The sequence below is a fragment of the Marinobacter sp. B-21 genome, from assembly GCF_056857895.1.
The window spans coordinates 34793-51555 of sequence record NZ_JBSXNZ010000072.1; the positions used below are offsets into that span (position 1 = coordinate 34793).

Consider the following 16763-nt stretch of genomic DNA (forward strand, 5'->3'; position numbering starts at 1 on the left):
GATCATTCCTCCAGGTTGGCCCTCAGGGCGAAACCAGTGCACCGGATTTCAGCTGCTGGCTGATCCAGTGAATCTCTTCAGGGGACAACAGTGGCTTCCAGGGTGGCATGGCGGTATCCGGAACACCTTCGCGGATAATGGCTGCGATGGCCTCCACCGGAAGCTCGCCGAGATCCTCAGGCCGCAGCGGCGGGCCCAGGCCACCGCGCAGGGTGAGGCCATGACAGGAGCCACAATCCTGAACCACCAGATTGGCAAGCCGGGCCTCGTCCGCATTCCGGCCCCGGGCGTCGTCACCCATGCTCACGGCTGGCGCCGTGACCAGACCGGACAACAGGACAGCCGAAACCAGGATCCGCCTTTGGTCTTCCCGCCAGAAACCCTTCACACGCTGCGTCCTCCCGAGTGTTGTCGGCATCGTGACGACACCCATATAACCCATCGTTGATATTGGTTAAAAGGGGTTACTAACACCAGTACTATTATGGCATACCCCTGTTAGGGTAGATGGCGGCCAAACACCATATATATGACATAAATCAAGGTTCGTCAGACTAAAGAAGCGAAACCTAGAGGGACTCTTAAATCCAAGGAGAGAACCTGATGAGAGTCACTAACCTGTTTTTCCAACCACTGGCACTGGCCGTCGCCGTTGCGTCCTTCGGCGCACTGACGGCTCATGCCGCTCCCAAGAACCCCGACCCCTCGGTTACTGCCTATGAGGGCACCGCCAGCGCGATTGATCCCGGATCCGCGAAAGTCGTTCGCACACCAGGCGCGCCCGACCTGACAGAGGCCGAATTTGAAAAAGCCAAACAGATTTTCTTTGAGCGCTGCGCCGGATGTCACGGCGTTCTGCGCAAAGGCGCAACCGGCAAACCCCTGACTCCAGATATCACTCAGGAACGGGGCATAGACTACCTGAAAGCCTTCATTACCTATGGTTCTCCGGCGGGCATGCCCAATTGGGGCACTTCCGGTGAGCTTACCGATGCTGAAATCGATCTCATGGCCAAATACCTGATGCATCAGCCACCCGAACCCCCAGAGTTCGGCCTTGCTGACATGAAGGCTACCTGGCAAGTGGTTGTGCCGCCAGAAGACCGGCCCAAGAAGCAGCTGAACGATCTGAATCTGAAAAACCTGTTCAGCGTGACTCTTCGGGATGCTGGCCAGATTGCACTCATCGATGGCGACTCCAAGGAGATCGTCGAGGTGATCGATACCGGCTACGCCGTTCACATCTCGCGGATGTCTGCTTCCGGGCGCTACGTATTCGTTATCGGCCGGGACGCCAGGATCAACATGATTGATCTTTGGATGGAGCATCCGGCGACCGTCGCCACAATCAAGGTCGGCCTTGAAGCCCGTTCCGTGGAAACCTCCAAGTACAAGGGCTACGAGGACAAGTACGCTATCGCGGGCACCTATTGGCCGCCACAGTTCGTGATCATGGATGGCCAGACCCTGGAGCCAAAGAAAATTGTCGGCACTCGGGGCATGACCGTGGACACTCAGGAATATCATCCGGAGCCACGCGTGGCTGCCATTGTTTCCTCACTTCAGCAACCGGAGTTTATTGTCAATGTTAAAGAGACTGGCAAGGTCAAGCTGGTCAATTACGAGAACCTTGACGCCGTTACAATTACCACCATCGATGCCGCCAGATTTCTGCACGACGGGGGCTGGGACAGCAGCTTGCGCTATTTCCTGACAGCCGCCAACCAGTCCGACAAAATCGCAGTGATCGATTCCAAAGAACGCGAACTCGAGGCTCTGATCGACGTTGGCAAAATCCCCCACCCCGGCCGTGGCGCCAATTTCGTGGATCCGGAGCATGGCCCGGTCTGGGCAACCAGCCACCTGGGCGATCCTACCATCCAACTGATTGGCACCGACCCCGAAGGCCATCCGGACAAGGCCTGGAAAGTGGTCAGAACCCTCAATGGCCAGGGTGGCGGCTCGCTGTTCGTCAAGACTCACCCGAAATCGAACAACCTGTGGGTCGATACCGCGCTGAATCCCGCCGAGGCGGTCAGCCAAAGCGTCGCCGTGTATAACATCGACAACCTGGACGCCGGCTATGAAGTGCTGCCGATCGCCGAATGGGCAGATCTGGGTGAAGGGCCCAAGCGCGTGGTCCAACCGGAGTACAACATTGCCGGCGACGAAGTCTGGTTCTCCGTCTGGAATGGCAAGGAACAAACCTCGGCCCTGGTGGTTGTTGATGACAAGACCCGCAAGCTGAAAAAAGTGATCAAGGACGAACGGCTGGTAACGCCTACCGGGAAGTTCAACGTCTACAACACCCAGCACGACGTCTACTGACGGGTTACGGCCCGGAGGAGAGCACTGATGAGACTGGATACCACTGACCAACAACTGATCAACCTCTTCCAGCGGGACCTGCCCGTCTGCGACAGGCCCTACAAAGCAATGTCCCGACAGCTGGACATCGCCGAAGAGGAGGTCATTGCACGACTTCAGTCACTTCAGGACAGCCAGGTTCTCAGCCGGGTCGGACCGGTTTTTGAGCACAGCCGGGCGGGCGCGAGCCTGCTGGCTGCGGTGGCGGTACCCGACGAACAGATCGATCTGGTTGCCGCCCGGGTTAATCGTGCTCCCGGGGTGAATCACAACTACGCCCGGGAGCACACCTACAATCTCTGGTTTGTCATGACCGCGCCCGATGAAGACACCCTGGAAGAGCGGCTTGATGAACTGGAACACCAGCTCAGGCTCCCTATGCTTCGGCTACCGATGGTGGAGGCCCACCACATTGACCTGGGCTTTGATATTGACTGGGAGGCCCTGCCGTGAACCTTCACCACGCCCCGGAATATCTGGCTGTGGTGCCGGAAATCGCCGGGGCCGGGCCGGTCAGTGCCTGGGGATTGCTTCGGCTTCGGCGCCAGCTGGAACTTGGACTCCCGCTAACACCACGGCCCTATGAGACACTGGCTGAGATCACCGGGCTGTCCGAACAGGAAGTGATGACCGCCATCCGACAGTGGCAGGCCCAGGGGCTCATCAAGCGGCTCGGGCTGGTGGTCCGGCACCGGACGCTGGGTTACACCGCCAACGCCATGGTGGTCTGGGATGTCCCGGACGGTGAGGTTCAGGATCTGGGCCGCACACTGGCCCGCACATCCTTCATCACCCTGTGCTATCAGCGTCCTCGCCGACTCCCGGATTGGCCCTACAACCTGTTCTGCATGATTCACGGCATTGACCGGCAACGGGTTCTGAGTCAACTGGAAACGCTGACCGCCGATCTTGGCCTGGAACAAATCCCCCGTGCCGTGCTGTTCAGCACCAAAGCCTACCGGCAACGGGGAGGCCGTTATGTCAGCCGTGACTGAGCGCCTTCAGGCAGCTCCCGAATTCACCGAGATGGAACGGGCTGTCATTAACCGTTTGCAGACGGGGCTACCACTGGTGCACTCGCCCTATGCAGCGGTCGCCGGCGAACTTGGCATAACCGAGCAGGCGCTCCTGCATACCCTTGAAGACCTTCTGGATCGTCGCATTCTTACCCGTTTCGGCCCCATGTTCCACGCCGGAGAAATGGGTGGCGGCCTCACACTGGCCGCCATGCGAATCCCGGAGCAGGACTTTGAGGACGCCACCCGAAAGGTCAACGCCTTCGACGAGGTGGCCCACAACTACCGCCGGGAACATGAACTGAACATGTGGTTTGTTCTGGCCACGGAAGCCCCGGACGACATCGCCCGGGCAATTGCCGCCATCGAATCCGCAACCGGCTATGCCGTCTACAACATGCCGAAAGAGGAAGAGTTCCATGTCCATCTCCACTTCCCGGTCTGACCAGGAATACGTGCTCTGCGAGCTGGACCGGAAACTGATCCTGGCCACCCAGGGCGGTTTGCCCCTGGTGCCGGATCCCTGGGGCACCCTGGGCAAGGAACTGGGGCTGCCGGCCGACGAGGTTCTGGCCCGTTTTCAGCGCATGCAGGACGCCGGCGTTATCCGCCGGGTCGCCGCCGTCCCCGATCACTACCGCCTGGGCTATTGCTTCAACGGCATGACGGTCTGGGATGTCCGCGACGACGCCATCACCGACATGGGCCGGCAGGTGGGCGAGTTGCCCTTCGTCAGCCACTGTTACCGGCGCCCGCGCCACTTGCCCTACTGGCACTACAACCTGTTCGCCATGGTTCACGGCACCAGCCGTGACGAAGTCGAGGCCAAGGCTTCGCAGATTCAGTCAGTGCTCGGAGACACCTGCCGGGGGCACACCATTCTTTACAGCTCGGCCATCCTGAAAAAAACCGGTCTGCGGCTGCGGAAATCATGAGAGAGGAAGCACCATGTTCAGAATGACCCGCTACATCAAGAGCCTGATGAACCCGGCTCCCGTGCGCCCGGTTCCGAAACCGGCCGGCCCGGTGGTAATCTGGAACCTGATTCGACGCTGCAACCTGACCTGCAAACACTGCTATTCCATCTCCGCCGATGTGGATTTCAAGGGCGAACTGAGCACTGATGAGGTCTACACCGTGATGGACGACCTCAAGGCCTTCGGCGTGCCCGTGCTGATCCTGTCCGGCGGCGAGCCGCTGATGCGCCCGGATATCTTCGACATCTCCCACCGGGCCAAAGCCATGGGTTTCTATGTCGGCCTGTCCACCAATGGCACGCTGATCACCGAAGAGAATATCCGGCAAATCGCCGAGGCCGGCTACGACTACGTGGGTATCAGCATCGACGGACTGGAACAGACCCACGACGAGTTCCGCCAGAAAAAAGGAGCCTTCGCGGCCTCCATGAAAGCGGTTGAACTGTGCAAGCAGGCGGGTATCAAGGTCGGCCTTCGCTTCACCCTCACCCAGGACAATTTCCCCCAGTTGCCAGACATGCTCAGACTGCTGGACGAACACGACATCGACAAGTTCTACCTGTCGCACCTGAACTACTCCGGCCGGGGCGGCCGCAACCGTAAGCGGGATGCCTGGTACGAGATGACCCGGGAAGCCATGACCCTGCTGTTCGATCACTGCCACGACGAGCTCCGGCGCGGCATCGAACGGGAATACGTCACCGGCAACAACGATGCCGACGGCCCCTTCCTGCTGCAGTGGGCCGCGGAACACTACCCCGATCAGGTTCCGGCCCTGGAACAACGATTGACGTACTGGGGTGGCAATGCCTCTGGCGTGAATATTTCCAATATCGACAACCTCGGCGAGGTTCATCCGGATACCTTCTGGTGGGACTACAACCTGGGCAATGTCCGGCACCAACCTTTTTCCCGGATCTGGTCCGAAGCCAGCGACCCGCTGATGACGGGTTTCCGCCAGACACCAAGGCCGGTGAAAGGCCGCTGCGCCGACTGCCGTTACCTGGCCATCTGCAACGGCAACACCCGGGTACGGGCCTACAACATTTCCGGTGATTTCTGGGAAGAGGATCCCGGCTGTTACCTCACCAATGACGAAATCGGTGTCCTTGATATGCCCCGGCGCGTCGCCGCCCCGGTTACCGAGATTCCGGTTCACAACCTCTAAGGACAAGCATCATGACAACCAGTCAAAGGAAGAAGTGCCTGGTGGAGTTCCAACTGGCGGAACAACCCTTACGGGCCGGAGAGGTAGCCATCGTGGGAGCCGGCCCGGGAGACCCCGGCCTGCTGACCCTGCGGGCGCTGATGCTGATACAGCAGGCCGATGCCATCGTGTATGACCGCCTGGTGTCGCCCCAGATCATGGAACTGGTGAACCCGGCTGCCGAACGCATCCACGTGGGCAAAGCCAGCGGTTGCCACTATGTACCCCAGGAAGACACCAATGAACTGCTGGTGCAACTGGCGGTGAAACAGCGCCGGGTTGTGCGCCTCAAGGGCGGTGACCCATATATTTTTGGCCGTGGTGGCGAGGAAGCGGAGTTCCTGGTGGACAACCACATCGATTTTCAGGTGGTACCAGGCATCACCTCCGCCGCCGGCTGCGCCTCATACTGTGGCATCCCACTGACGCACCGGGATTACTCCCAGAGCGTGACCTTCGTAACCGGCCACCGCAAGGCCGACCAGTCCCTGGAACTGAACTGGCGTGTGTTGGCAGCGCCGGGCCAGACCCGGGTGTTCTACATGGGGCTCCACAATGCCCCGACCATTGTCCGGGAACTCACTGCCCATGGCGTGCCGGGAGACTGCCCTGTGGCCCTGGTGGAGCGGGGAACCACGCCACAACAACACATGGCGGTCACCACCCTGGCAGACCTGGAAGCGACCATTCTCCGTGAAGGTTTCCAGCCCCCGACACTGATCATTGTCGGTGAGGTTGTCCGTCTTGCAGACAAACTGGCGCAACCCTCCACAGCAGGCTGGCATTGCGGCCAGAGTGAGGCCGTTGCAGCCAGTGCAGGGGCCGGCTGACATGATGAACCAAAAAAACGCCCTGCTGATTCTGGCCGCCAGCCTGCTGATCCCCGCATCGCTGCAAGCCAGCCCAGCCCCGGAAACCGGGGCGCTTTATCAGCAACACTGCGCCAGCTGCCACGGCTCCGATCGCCTGGGCGGCATGGGCCCTGCCCTGCTACCAGAAAACCTTTCCCGGCTGAAAAAGCCCGAAGCCGAGAACACCATCCGCAACGGCAGGCCCGCAACCCAGATGCCGGCCTTTAACGATATTCTTGGCAGCGAATCCATCACGGCGCTGGCGGACTACATTTACCGCCCGCCCGCCAACACACCCACCTGGGGACGGGCAGACATCCTCGACAGTCACTTGCTGCCCCACCCACAAGGCACATTACCCGATCAGCCGGTTTACCAAGCCGATATGATGAACCTGTTCCTGGTGGTGGAAATCGGTGACCACCAGGTTACCCTGCTCGACGGCGACAAGATGGAGCCCATCCATCGTTTCCCAAGCCGCTACGCTCTGCATGGCGGTCCGAAATACAGCCCGGACGGCCGTTACGTCTACTTTGGCTCCCGGGACGGCTGGATCACCAAATACGACCTGTACAACCTGAAAGTGGTGGCGGAAGTGCGTGCCGGCATCAACATGCGCAACATCGCCGTCTCCGCTGATGGCAACTACGTAATGGCCGCCAACTACCTGCCCCACACCCTGGTGCTGTTCGATGCCGACAACCTTGAACTCATGGACATCGTCCCGGTGGAAAACGACGCCGGTGAAAGCTCCCGGGTCAGCGCCGTGTACGCGGCCCCACCAAGGGACAGCTTCATCGCCGCCCTGAAGGACATTCCCGAAGCCTGGGAAATCAATGTGGAAGATGGCGAGGCCAAAATCCGCCGGATGCAAACCGACACCTGGCTGGACGACTTCTTCTTCGACCCTGGCTACGAACACCTCATCGGCGCCGCCCGCGACGGCAAGCACGGCTACGTGATCAACCTCGACACCGGTAACACCATCGCCGAACTCCCTCTCCCCGGCATGCCGCACCTGGGCTCCGGCATTACCTGGGAGTACCAGGGCAAACGGGTCATGGCCACTCCGCACTTCCGGACAGGCGCCGTTTCCATAATCGACATGGACAACTGGGAGGTGATCAAAACTCTGGAAACGCAAGGTCCCGGATTCTTCATGCGCAGCCACGAGAACTCCCGCTACGCCTGGGTGGACGTATTCTTCGGCCCCAACAAGGACAAGGTCCACGTTATCGACAAGCAGACGCTTGAAATCGTCAAAACGTTACAACCCGCTCCCGGCAAAGTTGCTGCCCATGTGGAGTTTGACCGATACGGCAAAAAACTGCTGCTGAGCATCTGGGACAAGGACGGCGCCGTCATCGTCTACAACGCAGACACGCTGGAGGAAGAAAAGCGCATTCCGATGAACAAACCCTCCGGCAAATACAATGTCTGGAACAAGATCAATTATGAGGAAGGGACCAGTCACTGAGGGCTTACTCTGATGGCCAGCAGGAATGAACCCGGGGTCAGATGTGAACCTGTGAACCTGTGAACCTGGGGTCAGATGAAAGCGTTCATCTGACCCCGTCTTCAACCCCGTCTTCAACCCCGTCTTCACCGAGCCATCCCTGGCCCTCCCGCTACTTCGCTGCTCTAATCGATTCAGTGAAAAAGCCTTAATGATTTAAGTCATTTCAAAACATGCTTTTTTGATACGATAATTGACCCACAGTCCAAACAGGGTCAAAGCCATGAATTCAATTTTCAGGCCAGACGTATCCTCGCCCCCCTGCATGCTCGGAGAAGACAATACGGATATCATCCGGCAAGATACCGCACCAGAGTCAACGGCGCTACTGAATGGCCTGAGCCGGGTATTCGGTATCCGCCTGGCAGGCCATGAAAACGATCCGGACGCACGGTTTCTGGCAGACCTGGCCCGCCTGTTTCATCCGTGCAGGGTTGACGCCGAAACCGCCATGGAGAAGCACGACACCCCCTGGGCGAACGTTTACCTGGTTCAGTACGGCATCCTGCGGCTTTTCCGGGAAGCACCCAGCGGCAAGGTCTCCGTACACCATTTCTTTTCCGAGGGCGATATGGTCTGGCCGGTCTTTGGCCGCAGCCGCACCGTACGAAACACACTCTGCCTGACCACGGTAACGCCGGTAACCGCCTGGATGGCTGATTTTTCCGCTTTCCGGTCCGCGATCCAGTCTCACGGTGAGGGGCTCTGGCCGAGATTCGCCCTTGCCCTGACCGAGGAGATAGCGGAGCTGACCAGCATGAGGGAGTTCCGGAAGCACACGATGCCCGCCCGGGAACGGTATAAGCTGCTGCTTGAAGAATATCCGGAACTGGTCAGGCGTGTACCAGACAATCAGCTGGCGTCCTGGCTGGGAGTGGTTCCTGCCACCTTCTCCCGACTGAAAACCGGTGCTGCAGGCAACCGGTCGTAAGCTCCGGAACAGGGCCGGCTACAACATAAAAAAATGGGCAGCAAGCTCTCACCTTCTGCCCTGAAAAACGCTCAACGCCTGACCAATACTTTGCTGTTAGCCGTGCAGCTTTACCGCCAGCTCAGCCACATGCCTGCCCTGATAACGGGCAATCGTCAGTTCTTTCTCGCTGGGCTGCCGGGAGCCGTCCCCACCGGCGATGGTGGACGCACCGTAGGGCGTTCCGCCGTTGGCTTCGGAAATGTCGAAAAACTCCGGAATCCCATAGCCCAAGGGCACGATCACCATGCCGTGGTGGGCCAGCGTGGTCCAGAACGAGCTGATCGTATGCTCCTGGCCGCCACCGGTTCCGGTAGAGGTGAATACACTGGCCAGCTTACCGTGGAGTTTGCCTCCGGCCCACAGGCCACCGGTCTGGTCCAGGAAGGTGCGCATCTGGCCGGCCATGTTGCCGAACCGGGTCGGAGTGCCGAAGATGATGGCATCGTAATCCGCCAGCTCCTTCGGATCTGCCACCGGGGCTTCCTGTTCCGCCTTGCCACCAGCGCTCAGAAACGCCTGATCAGCCATGGTTTCCGGCACTCGCTTGATGGTGACTTCAGCGCCGTCTACGTCTTTGGCACCTTCAGCGACTGTGTTCGCCATCGTTTCGATATGGCCGTACATCGAGTAGTAAAGGACAAGTACTTTTGCCATCGGAAAAACCTCCTCTGTCTGTCATTTGGTAAACTCAGAATAACCAGCGACGGATTACAGTAAAACCGGAAGTTTTCCAGCAGGTCGTTCAGTTTTTCTGAACAGGGTCACAGGATGTTCATCCCCGACTATTGCGTACACCTGTACGCTCAAGTAGTTTATGAGCATGACTAATACGGAAGACCTTTCGATGACAACAGCTCCATCCCCTGCGCAAAACATCCACCATCGCATCGAGGAGTGGCTTAACAGTGCCACCCATGGTCTGGGTGCCCTGCTCAGCGTTGTCGGGACCATCGCTCTGATCGTGGGTGCCAGTCAGCTCGGTGACGTCTGGAAAATTGTCAGCTTCGGTATTTTTGGTGCTTCTCTCATTCTGCTATATATGGCTTCTGCCCTTTATCACGGCGCCCGGCGTCCGGAATTGAAGAGCGCCTTCAAAACCCTTGACCATTGCGCCATCTTCCTGCTGATTGCGGGCACCTACACGCCTTTTCTCCTGGTGAACATGCGGGGAACCGTGGGCTGGACGCTGTTTGCGGTAATCTGGTCGCTGGCCATAACAGGCGTGGTGCTTAAGGTTATTTTCAGGAACCGCTTCAAGCTGGCGCGTGTCGGTATCTACGTGGCCATGGGCTGGCTGATCACCTTCGCTTCCTCGGATCTGATTGCCAGCCTGAGTGAGACGGCCCTGAACCTCACCATCGCCGGCGGCATTTTGTACACCGCCGGCGTCGCCTTTTATCTGGCAGACCGCATTCCCTACATGCACGCCGTCTGGCATCTGTTCGTGATCGGCGGCAGCGCTTGCCATTTCAGCGCCATTTATTTCGGCGTCCTGCCCTACACAGCCTGATCAGAACCCCCACACCATCGCCATCAGTACGCCCCAGGCAAGCAAGGACGCCGCCATAACAATGTAGGTGGCAGACATGGCTACCACGTCATTATCCGTTCGCTCACACAGGGAACGAACGCCCTGATATACCAGCGCACAGGACAGGAACAACCCTGCAAACACCGCAACCACGCTCACCGCCAGAGCCGGCACCAGCAACGCCAGTGACGACAGCCAAAGCGGCAGCGGAGCAATTGCGGCCAGCAGATAGGCATCCCCGTAACTCATCTTCAATTGATGGCTGTTCATCACGGCGTGAATCAGCCACCCCATGACAAAAAACGTGAGCAGTTCGGCCAGAAACAGAATGGTGGTGATAAACCGCCATTGCTTGTCACCGAACCCCTGAATAAAACCATCCCCATAGTGCGTGCCTGCGTAGTAAAGCAGCACCGGTGGCAGGAACGACATAGGGACGACAACAACCCACGCCAGGAATGGAATGGAAAGATTAAGGCGCCGAAGCTCAGACCAGGCACCATTGCCGGAAAACGGTAAGCGAGCAAGTTGTGTAATATTCATGATGCACCTTTACAATGTACCCCATGTTATTTTTACTGATAGCCCCGGGACGTGAACGGGTCAAGGACACGAGATGACTTCGGACAACTCGGGGATGCCCCGTAAAAACATGCATGCGTTCTGGCTGTTCTTTCCTGCGGCCTCGCTTCTGGCTGCATTGGCGGTGCCTCTGTCCGTATACAGCGCCCTGTCTGGCACAGACTGGCCTCCGGGGCTTTTGGGCTCAGGGCATGGCCATGAACTGATTTTCGGCTTCGCCCTGGCCCTTGTTGCAGGCTACACCCTTGGCCCCCAACCACGGCGCGTACTTGCGTTGTTATTTCTGCTGTGGATCCTCGCCCGGATCAGTTGGCTTCTGGCTCCGGAGAACCTGGCCGCTCAACTGCTCAGCCCGGCTTTTGCCCTGTTGCTCGCCCGCCACGCCGTGCCAAGATTCCAGGCTGCAAAAAAATGGCGTAACCGGATTACAGGCCCGCTGATTCTGATTCTTTGCCTGTTGTCGGTCGTTTTCTGGTTTGCCAATAGCATACTGGCCGGAAGTATTCAGCCAATGCCCGGAACCCGGCCGGTAATGATGGCCGCCATTGTCGGCCTGCTGCTGCTGATGACGTTTATCGGGGGCAGAATCATCGCGCCGGCAGTGGCGGGAACCCTGGAGAAAAGAGGCATTCCCCTCGAGGCAAGGGTGCAACCACGGATTGAAGGGATGCTGTTGATCATTCTGCCGCTGGCACTGGTTCTGACCTTTCTGCCATTCGCGGCTGCGGGGGCAGGACTCTTATTGCTGATCTCGGCAGTTCTGATTGTGATTCGCGCTATCCGCTGGGAGCTCTGGCATTGCGGAAACCGGCCGGACCTGCTGGTTCTGGCCCTTGGTTATCTGTGGCTGGCGGCAGGCGCCGGCGCCACCGGGTTCAGTCTTTTGCAGGGAACTGACCCAATCCCCGCCATGCATCTGATCACCATTGGCGCCCTTGGCACGCTGTCCACCAGTGTCATGCTCCGGCTGGCCTGGCAGCGCGCCAGACGGACCACGCCACCCTCCTGGCAGGTTATCGGTATTGCTGTCGGTATGGCTATTGCGGTGCTCGCTCGGCTTGATGCGGGCGTAACGCCTTTCGCGAAACCCCACGTACTCTGGTTGTCGGCTGTGAGCTGGTCCGGCACCTACGCTCTCGTCGCCCTGCAGCTTGTTGTACTGTTCCGGCATAGCCAGAACCGCCGGAAATGATTGGCTACCTCTACTGCGCCAGCAGTCTGAATGCCTACTCATTTCGAGATATCACCATCGTACTCAATTGATTTTATTATATTTTAAGAAACAAAAACGCATCGGTATTTTCGCCGGGAAACCGGTCAACTGACACGCCGTTTTGTCCTTGAGAAATATCAAGCATGACTCCCTGCCCTGCTTTGCACAATGGTGTCGAGAAACCCGGATGCCGCCAGGTTTGCGGTCAGGGGCACGTTAACCGAGGGAGTCAAAATCATGGCCAAAACCAACGCAGACATCGAAAACTGGGATGTCGAGAATGAAGAATTCTGGGAGCGGGAGGGCAAGCGCATTGCTTCCCGCAACCTGTGGATTTCCATCCCCAGCCTGCTGATGGGCTTTGCCGTCTGGCTGATGTGGGGAATGATCACCGCCCAGATGAAAAACCTGGGTTTTCCCTTCAGCATTGAACAGCTGTTTACCCTCTCTGCGATTGCAGGCCTGTCCGGCGCAACCCTGCGGATACCGGCCTCATTCATGATCAAGATTGCCGGCGGGCGGAACACGGTGTTCCTGACCACCGCCCTGCTGATGATCCCGGCGGCCGGTACCGGCATCGCCCTGATGAACCCGGATACACCCTTTATCGTGTTCCAGGCCCTGGCGCTGCTCTCCGGTATCGGTGGTGGCAACTTTGCCTGCTCCATGAGCAACATCAGCACCTTCTACCCGAAAAGCAAACAGGGCTACGGCCTGGGCATGAACGCCGGGCTGGGTAATTTCGGCGTGACCACCATGCAGGTCGTCATTCCACTGGTGATGACCGTTGGCATCTTCGGCGCCCTGGCCGGTGACCCGATGCAACTGCAAAGCCCCAGCGGCACCCTTATCGGCCGTATTGAGGCAGGTACCGACACCTGGATCCAGAACGCCGGATTTATCTGGCTGGTGTTTTTGATTCCGCTGGCGTTTGCCGGCTGGTTCGGCATGAACAACCTGAAAGTGGTTACCCCGAATCCCGGTAATCCGCTTTCGGCGTTTGGCAAGATTCTTGGCCTCTATGGCGTCGGCATTCTGACGTCCATTGCAGGCGTCTGGGCCCTGGGCGTGCTGAACATGTGGCTGGCCCTGCCCCTGACCATCGTGCTCACGCTGATTCTTCTGCGGCTGATCCCGGGCGACATCAAGCCCAACATCCAGAACCAGTTTGCCATCTTCAGCAACAAGCACACCTGGTCCATGACCGTGCTCTACATCCTGACCTTCGGCTCGTTTATCGGCTTCTCCGCCGCCCTGCCGCTGTCCATCAGCGTTATCTTCGGGAACATGATGGACGTTGCTGCCGACGGCACGGTAACCCGGGTGGTGAACCCTGATGCGCCGAGCGCACTGACCTGGGCCTGGATGGGGCCGTTTGTGGGCGCCCTCATTCGCCCGGTCGGCGGCTGGATTTCCGATAAGGTCGGCGGCTCCATCGTTACCCAGATCATCTCGGTTGTGATGGTTGCCGCCTCTGTGGCCACCGGCTACGTGATGATGCTGGCGTACAACTCCACCGATCCGAACGTCTACTTTGCGCCCTTCCTGATTCTGTTCATTATCATGTTCGCCGCCAGCGGTATCGGCAACGGCTCAACCTTCCGCAGCATCGGTTTCATCTTTAACCAGCAGCAGAAAGGCCCGGTTCTGGGCTGGACATCAGCGGTTGCTGCCTACGGTGCATTCATCGCGCCACGGGTGATGGGCCAGGAAATCCAGGCCGGCACACCGGAAGTGGCCATGTATGGGTTTGCGGTGTTCTACGCCCTCTGCCTGGTAGTTAACTGGTGGTTCTACCTGCGCAAGAATGCCTACATCAAGAATCCGTAGAGCTGACACTGCCCGTAACAGAACCGGCGCCAGCGATGGGGTCGGTTTTTTTGTTTGCGGTACGGAGGCAGTAGCTCCGTCTTAAGGTTTGCATTTGGCAGTAAGACTGACCAGTGCTAGGTTTTAAACAGGGGCGAAGCGCAACCCTCTCGCCGGTCGGAGCCAGTCATGTCCTTCGATGATATCTTTGACGCCAGCTATGAACGTGTCGTAATACCCCGTCCCGGCAGTCCGGACTTTTTTGAAGCCTTTTACCGCCGCTTTCTGATGTCGTCGTCGGAAGTCCGCATGCTCTTTCGCAATACGGATATGGCAGAACAACGACATATGCTGAAGAAATCGTTTTTCAGCCTGGTTTCGTTTTACGCAAGCGGCATTATTGACGACGTTCTCCGTCGGACGGCCTACCTGCACAGTGCCCGTCAACTCAACATCAAACCGCACCTCTACGACCTATGGCTGGAGTGCCTGATCGACACCGTAAGGGCTTACGATCCGGAGTTCAGCGACGATGTTGAGCTGGCCTGGAGGCTCATCCTCTGTCCCGGAATCACCTATATGAAGTTTGGCTATTACCATTTCTGAGTATCGAAACAGGCATTCGACAAAAACAAAAAAGCCGCCGGGGGGTGACCCGGCGGCTTTACGGCTGCTGGCTATCAGGTTATCCGACAACAACAGCCTGCCGGCGACGCTCTTCCTCTTCAATCTGCAGATCCACGGAAGACACGTGGTATTCCTCCGAGAACCCGCTCTCAGGCTCTTTCAGCCACATCATGCACAGCAGCCAGCTGACAAATGCGCCACCGGCAATGATGTAGAAGAACTGAGAGGGCGTTACAAAGGTGAAAATAGTGAGGTACACCACCGCGCCCACATTGCCATAGGCACCCGCCATCCCGGAAATCTGGCCGGTGAGGCGACGCTTGATAGAGGGAATGATTCCGAATGTCGCACCTTCCGCACCCTGCACAAAGAAGGATGTGAACACGGTGATCCCCACGGCGATGATCAGGGGCCAGTTGGAGTTCATCAGGCCCATCAGCGCGAAGCCCACCGAGATCCCGAACATGTAGCTGAGCATCACAAACCGGCGATTGCCCATACGGTCTGAAACCAGGCCACCCATCGGGCGTGCCACCAGGTTCACGAAGGCGAAGGAAGCAGCGATCAGGCCGGCAGCGGTGGCGCTCAGGCTCCAGGTTTCCTCGAAGAACATCGGCAGCATGGAAACCACCGCCAGCTCGGCACCAAAGTTCGCGAAGTAGGTGCTGTTCAGCGCAGCAACGCTGTTGAACGGGTATTTGTCATCCTCGGGCACGCCTTTTTTAAGGATCGGCACGTTCACCCTCAGGATCTGGACAATCTGGTAGCCCACAATGGCGACAATCACAGCGTAACAGATGGCCGCTCCGGTGGCACTCAGGTACCCCATGTTTTCGATACGCCAGACCAGAATACCAAGCACACCCACCAGCGGAATGGTCCACAGGATCAGCTTGATCATGTCGCCCCAGTTGCTGACTTCCAGCGCCACCGCCTTGCGCGGCTTGCGATGAACCGTGCCAACAGGGCCGTCGGTAATCGCGAACCAGTAGTAAACGCCGTAAGCCGCCATCACGATCGCGCTTTGGGCGATGGCCCAGCGCCAGCCATCTTCACCGCCATACATTTGCAGGGCGATGGTCGGCAAGGTGATTGCCGCGGCAGCGGAACCGAAATTGCCCCAGCCAGCATAGAAGCCTTCGGCAAAGCCGATGTCTTTCGGTTTGAACCACATGGCGGTCATGTGGATACCCACCACAAAGCTGGCACCAATGGAGCTGAGCACCAGGCGGCTGACCAGGAGCTGGGTCATGGTGTTGCCGAACGCAAATACCAGGGCAGGGATGGCCATCAATACCATCAGTACCGAAAACACCCGGCGGGGGCCGAAGCGGTCCAGGGCCATGCCCACGATAATCCGGGCAGGTATGGTCAGCGCTACGTTGGCGATGGCAAACAGGCGAAGATCATCCGCGGTGAGCCAGTTGACGCTTTTGAGCATACTGGATGCCAGCGGCGCCATGTTGAACCACACGTAGAAGGTTATAAAGAATGCGATCCAGGTCAGGTGCAGGGCCCTGACTTCCGGATTTTTGACGTGGAAAACGTCTGCGACTTTCATGTCAGCCTCCCTGGGCTATCAGATACAGAAACGGTTAGGCGCCAGTCTCAACGGCTGGGCAAAATAAGGAGCGGACACTGGATCCGGCGGGCGAGGAAGGAACTCACGCTGCCGAAGGTCATGTAATCCAATTCGTCCACGAAATAGGTCAGCGAGCGGGCGATAAATCCGCCGTCCGGTTCATTGCTGTGGCGCGCAATAACGAGCATATCGGGATGGATCTTTTTCTCCGCGGCGTACAGCAGCATTTTCCGCGCATCCCCCTCAAGCAGCATGCTTTCGGCGGAAATCTGCTCCTGCTCGCACACTCCCAGGGCCTCAGCAAGGTGCTCTTTCAGTTCGGCCACTTCCTGCTGGAACAGGTCTTCGTTTCCGGAGGTGATATCCCGTGGGTTTTCAGCAACCGCAACCAGGGTGATCACGGGTTTGAGATCGCGGAACATGGTGATGGTCTGAGCCAGAGCCAACCTGGCGTTCCTCGAACCGTCGTAGGCAATCATAATGTTCATTTTATGGGTTCTCCCGAAGGCGTT

At 58.3% G+C, this 16763-nt stretch carries 17 protein-coding genes and 1 pseudogene; 13 read left to right on the forward strand and 5 right to left on the reverse strand.

Going from position 1 to position 16763, the window contains the following annotated elements; all coding sequences use genetic code 11:
- Window positions 1-22 precede the first annotated feature (22 nt).
- Window positions 23-388 carry a c-type cytochrome gene (locus tag AC13C0_RS10450; RefSeq protein WP_339753282.1) on the reverse strand — a complete coding sequence of 122 codons (366 nt, stop codon included), beginning with the start codon at window positions 386-388 and terminating at the stop codon, window positions 23-25.
- 215 nt (window positions 389-603) lie between these two features.
- On the opposite strand from AC13C0_RS10450, the gene AC13C0_RS10455 reads away from it, so the two are divergent.
- From AC13C0_RS10455 to AC13C0_RS10495, 9 genes and pseudogenes are all read left to right on the forward strand, one after another.
- On the forward strand, window positions 604-2328 hold the full coding sequence (locus tag AC13C0_RS10455; RefSeq protein ID WP_303288145.1) for a nitrite reductase: 1725 nt from the start codon (window positions 604-606) through the stop codon (window positions 2326-2328).
- Between the two features lie 27 nt (window positions 2329-2355).
- Window positions 2356-2820: an AsnC family transcriptional regulator gene (locus tag AC13C0_RS10460; protein ID WP_339753279.1), complete on the forward strand. Its 465-nt coding sequence runs from the start codon at window positions 2356-2358 to the stop codon at window positions 2818-2820.
- A 41-nt stretch (window positions 2821-2861) separates the two neighbouring features.
- The gene (gene ahbB, locus AC13C0_RS10465) at window positions 2862-3362 is read left to right on the forward strand and encodes a siroheme decarboxylase subunit beta (RefSeq protein WP_303288191.1); all 501 of its coding nucleotides are present in this window, start codon (window positions 2862-2864) and stop codon (window positions 3360-3362) included.
- Entirely contained in the window at window positions 3346-3828 is a 483-nt protein-coding gene (locus AC13C0_RS10470) for an Lrp/AsnC family transcriptional regulator (protein ID WP_482954355.1), read from the forward strand. Before ahbB (AC13C0_RS10465) ends, AC13C0_RS10470 begins: the two co-directional genes overlap by 17 nt.
- Window positions 3803-4318 carry a siroheme decarboxylase subunit beta gene (gene ahbB, locus AC13C0_RS10475; RefSeq protein WP_117618291.1) on the forward strand — a complete coding sequence of 172 codons (516 nt, stop codon included), beginning with the start codon at window positions 3803-3805 and terminating at the stop codon, window positions 4316-4318. The genes AC13C0_RS10470 and ahbB (AC13C0_RS10475) overlap by 26 nt, the downstream gene beginning before the upstream one ends.
- A 13-nt stretch (window positions 4319-4331) precedes the next feature.
- Window positions 4332-5528: a heme d1 biosynthesis radical SAM protein NirJ gene (gene nirJ, locus AC13C0_RS10480; protein ID WP_341582696.1), complete on the forward strand. Its 1197-nt coding sequence runs from the start codon at window positions 4332-4334 to the stop codon at window positions 5526-5528.
- A gap of 38 nt (window positions 5529-5566) precedes the next feature.
- A pseudogene (gene cobA, locus AC13C0_RS10485) lies at window positions 5567-6397 on the forward strand (uroporphyrinogen-III C-methyltransferase); the annotation flags it as partial.
- Window positions 6398-6401: 4 nt separating this feature from the next.
- On the forward strand, window positions 6402-7895 hold the full coding sequence (locus AC13C0_RS10490; protein ID WP_482954383.1) for a cytochrome D1 domain-containing protein: 1494 nt from the start codon (window positions 6402-6404) through the stop codon (window positions 7893-7895).
- 262 nt (window positions 7896-8157) lie between these two features.
- Entirely contained in the window at window positions 8158-8865 is a 708-nt protein-coding gene (locus tag AC13C0_RS10495; RefSeq protein WP_117618294.1) for a Crp/Fnr family transcriptional regulator, read from the forward strand.
- Window positions 8866-8961: 96 nt separating this feature from the next.
- On the opposite strand, the gene wrbA is transcribed toward AC13C0_RS10495, so the two are convergent.
- Entirely contained in the window at window positions 8962-9561 is a 600-nt protein-coding gene (wrbA, locus tag AC13C0_RS10500) for an NAD(P)H:quinone oxidoreductase (RefSeq protein ID WP_339753260.1), read from the reverse strand.
- Window positions 9562-9727: 166 nt separating this feature from the next.
- Here wrbA and trhA point away from each other — a divergent pair, with 166 nt between their 5' ends.
- A complete protein-coding gene (trhA, locus tag AC13C0_RS10505) occupies window positions 9728-10417 on the forward strand; it encodes a PAQR family membrane homeostasis protein TrhA (protein WP_482954356.1) in 690 nt (229 codons plus the stop codon).
- Here the strand turns inward: trhA and AC13C0_RS10510 are convergent, their stop codons facing one another.
- Window positions 10418-10981 carry a Yip1 family protein gene (locus AC13C0_RS10510; protein WP_117618297.1) on the reverse strand — a complete coding sequence of 188 codons (564 nt, stop codon included), beginning with the start codon at window positions 10979-10981 and terminating at the stop codon, window positions 10418-10420. It abuts the gene before it with no gap.
- A gap of 73 nt (window positions 10982-11054) precedes the next feature.
- Here AC13C0_RS10510 and AC13C0_RS10515 point away from each other — a divergent pair, with 73 nt between their 5' ends.
- The 3 genes from AC13C0_RS10515 to AC13C0_RS10525 all read left to right on the forward strand — a co-directional run bounded on the left by AC13C0_RS10515 (window position 11055) and on the right by AC13C0_RS10525 (window position 14648).
- Window positions 11055-12212 (forward strand): NnrS family protein, encoded by a 1158-nt coding sequence (locus tag AC13C0_RS10515; RefSeq protein ID WP_482954357.1) that lies wholly within the window; start codon window positions 11055-11057, stop codon window positions 12210-12212.
- A gap of 258 nt (window positions 12213-12470) precedes the next feature.
- Window positions 12471-14063 (forward strand): MFS transporter, encoded by a 1593-nt coding sequence (locus tag AC13C0_RS10520; RefSeq protein WP_117618299.1) that lies wholly within the window; start codon window positions 12471-12473, stop codon window positions 14061-14063.
- A gap of 168 nt (window positions 14064-14231) precedes the next feature.
- Complete coding sequence (locus AC13C0_RS10525) at window positions 14232-14648, forward strand: globin (protein ID WP_341582706.1); 417 nt, start codon at window positions 14232-14234, stop codon at window positions 14646-14648.
- Window positions 14649-14727: 79 nt separating this feature from the next.
- On the opposite strand, the gene AC13C0_RS10530 is transcribed toward AC13C0_RS10525, so the two are convergent.
- Window positions 14728-16230 carry an MFS transporter gene (locus AC13C0_RS10530; protein ID WP_117618301.1) on the reverse strand — a complete coding sequence of 501 codons (1503 nt, stop codon included), beginning with the start codon at window positions 16228-16230 and terminating at the stop codon, window positions 14728-14730.
- Between the two features lie 47 nt (window positions 16231-16277).
- Window positions 16278-16739, reverse strand: a complete 462-nt coding sequence (locus AC13C0_RS10535; RefSeq protein WP_117618302.1) for a universal stress protein — start codon at window positions 16737-16739, stop codon at window positions 16278-16280.
- Between the last annotated feature and the right edge of the window lie 24 nt (window positions 16740-16763).

What these genes read in the sequence shown, in the direction of transcription:
- AC13C0_RS10455 (WP_303288145.1), top strand. Translation starts at nt 604, where the DNA reads ATGAGAGTCACTAACCTGTTTTTCCAACCACTGGCACTGGCCGTCGCC.
- AC13C0_RS10460 (WP_339753279.1), top strand. Translation starts at nt 2,356, where the DNA reads ATGAGACTGGATACCACTGACCAACAACTGATCAACCTCTTCCAGCGG.
- AC13C0_RS10470 (WP_482954355.1), top strand. Translation starts at nt 3,346, where the DNA reads ATGTCAGCCGTGACTGAGCGCCTTCAGGCAGCTCCCGAATTCACCGAG.
- ahbB (WP_117618291.1), top strand. Translation starts at nt 3,803, where the DNA reads ATGTCCATCTCCACTTCCCGGTCTGACCAGGAATACGTGCTCTGCGAG.
- nirJ (WP_341582696.1), top strand. Translation starts at nt 4,332, where the DNA reads ATGTTCAGAATGACCCGCTACATCAAGAGCCTGATGAACCCGGCTCCC.
- AC13C0_RS10490 (WP_482954383.1), top strand. Translation starts at nt 6,402, where the DNA reads ATGAACCAAAAAAACGCCCTGCTGATTCTGGCCGCCAGCCTGCTGATC.
- AC13C0_RS10495 (WP_117618294.1), top strand. Translation starts at nt 8,158, where the DNA reads ATGAATTCAATTTTCAGGCCAGACGTATCCTCGCCCCCCTGCATGCTC.
- wrbA (WP_339753260.1), bottom strand. Translation starts at nt 9,561, where the DNA reads ATGGCAAAAGTACTTGTCCTTTACTACTCGATGTACGGCCATATCGAA.
- trhA (WP_482954356.1), top strand. Translation starts at nt 9,728, where the DNA reads ATGACTAATACGGAAGACCTTTCGATGACAACAGCTCCATCCCCTGCG.
- AC13C0_RS10510 (WP_117618297.1), bottom strand. Translation starts at nt 10,981, where the DNA reads ATGAATATTACACAACTTGCTCGCTTACCGTTTTCCGGCAATGGTGCC.
- AC13C0_RS10515 (WP_482954357.1), top strand. Translation starts at nt 11,055, where the DNA reads ATGACTTCGGACAACTCGGGGATGCCCCGTAAAAACATGCATGCGTTC.
- AC13C0_RS10520 (WP_117618299.1), top strand. Translation starts at nt 12,471, where the DNA reads ATGGCCAAAACCAACGCAGACATCGAAAACTGGGATGTCGAGAATGAA.
- AC13C0_RS10525 (WP_341582706.1), top strand. Translation starts at nt 14,232, where the DNA reads ATGTCCTTCGATGATATCTTTGACGCCAGCTATGAACGTGTCGTAATA.
- AC13C0_RS10530 (WP_117618301.1), bottom strand. Translation starts at nt 16,230, where the DNA reads ATGAAAGTCGCAGACGTTTTCCACGTCAAAAATCCGGAAGTCAGGGCC.
- AC13C0_RS10535 (WP_117618302.1), bottom strand. Translation starts at nt 16,739, where the DNA reads ATGAACATTATGATTGCCTACGACGGTTCGAGGAACGCCAGGTTGGCT.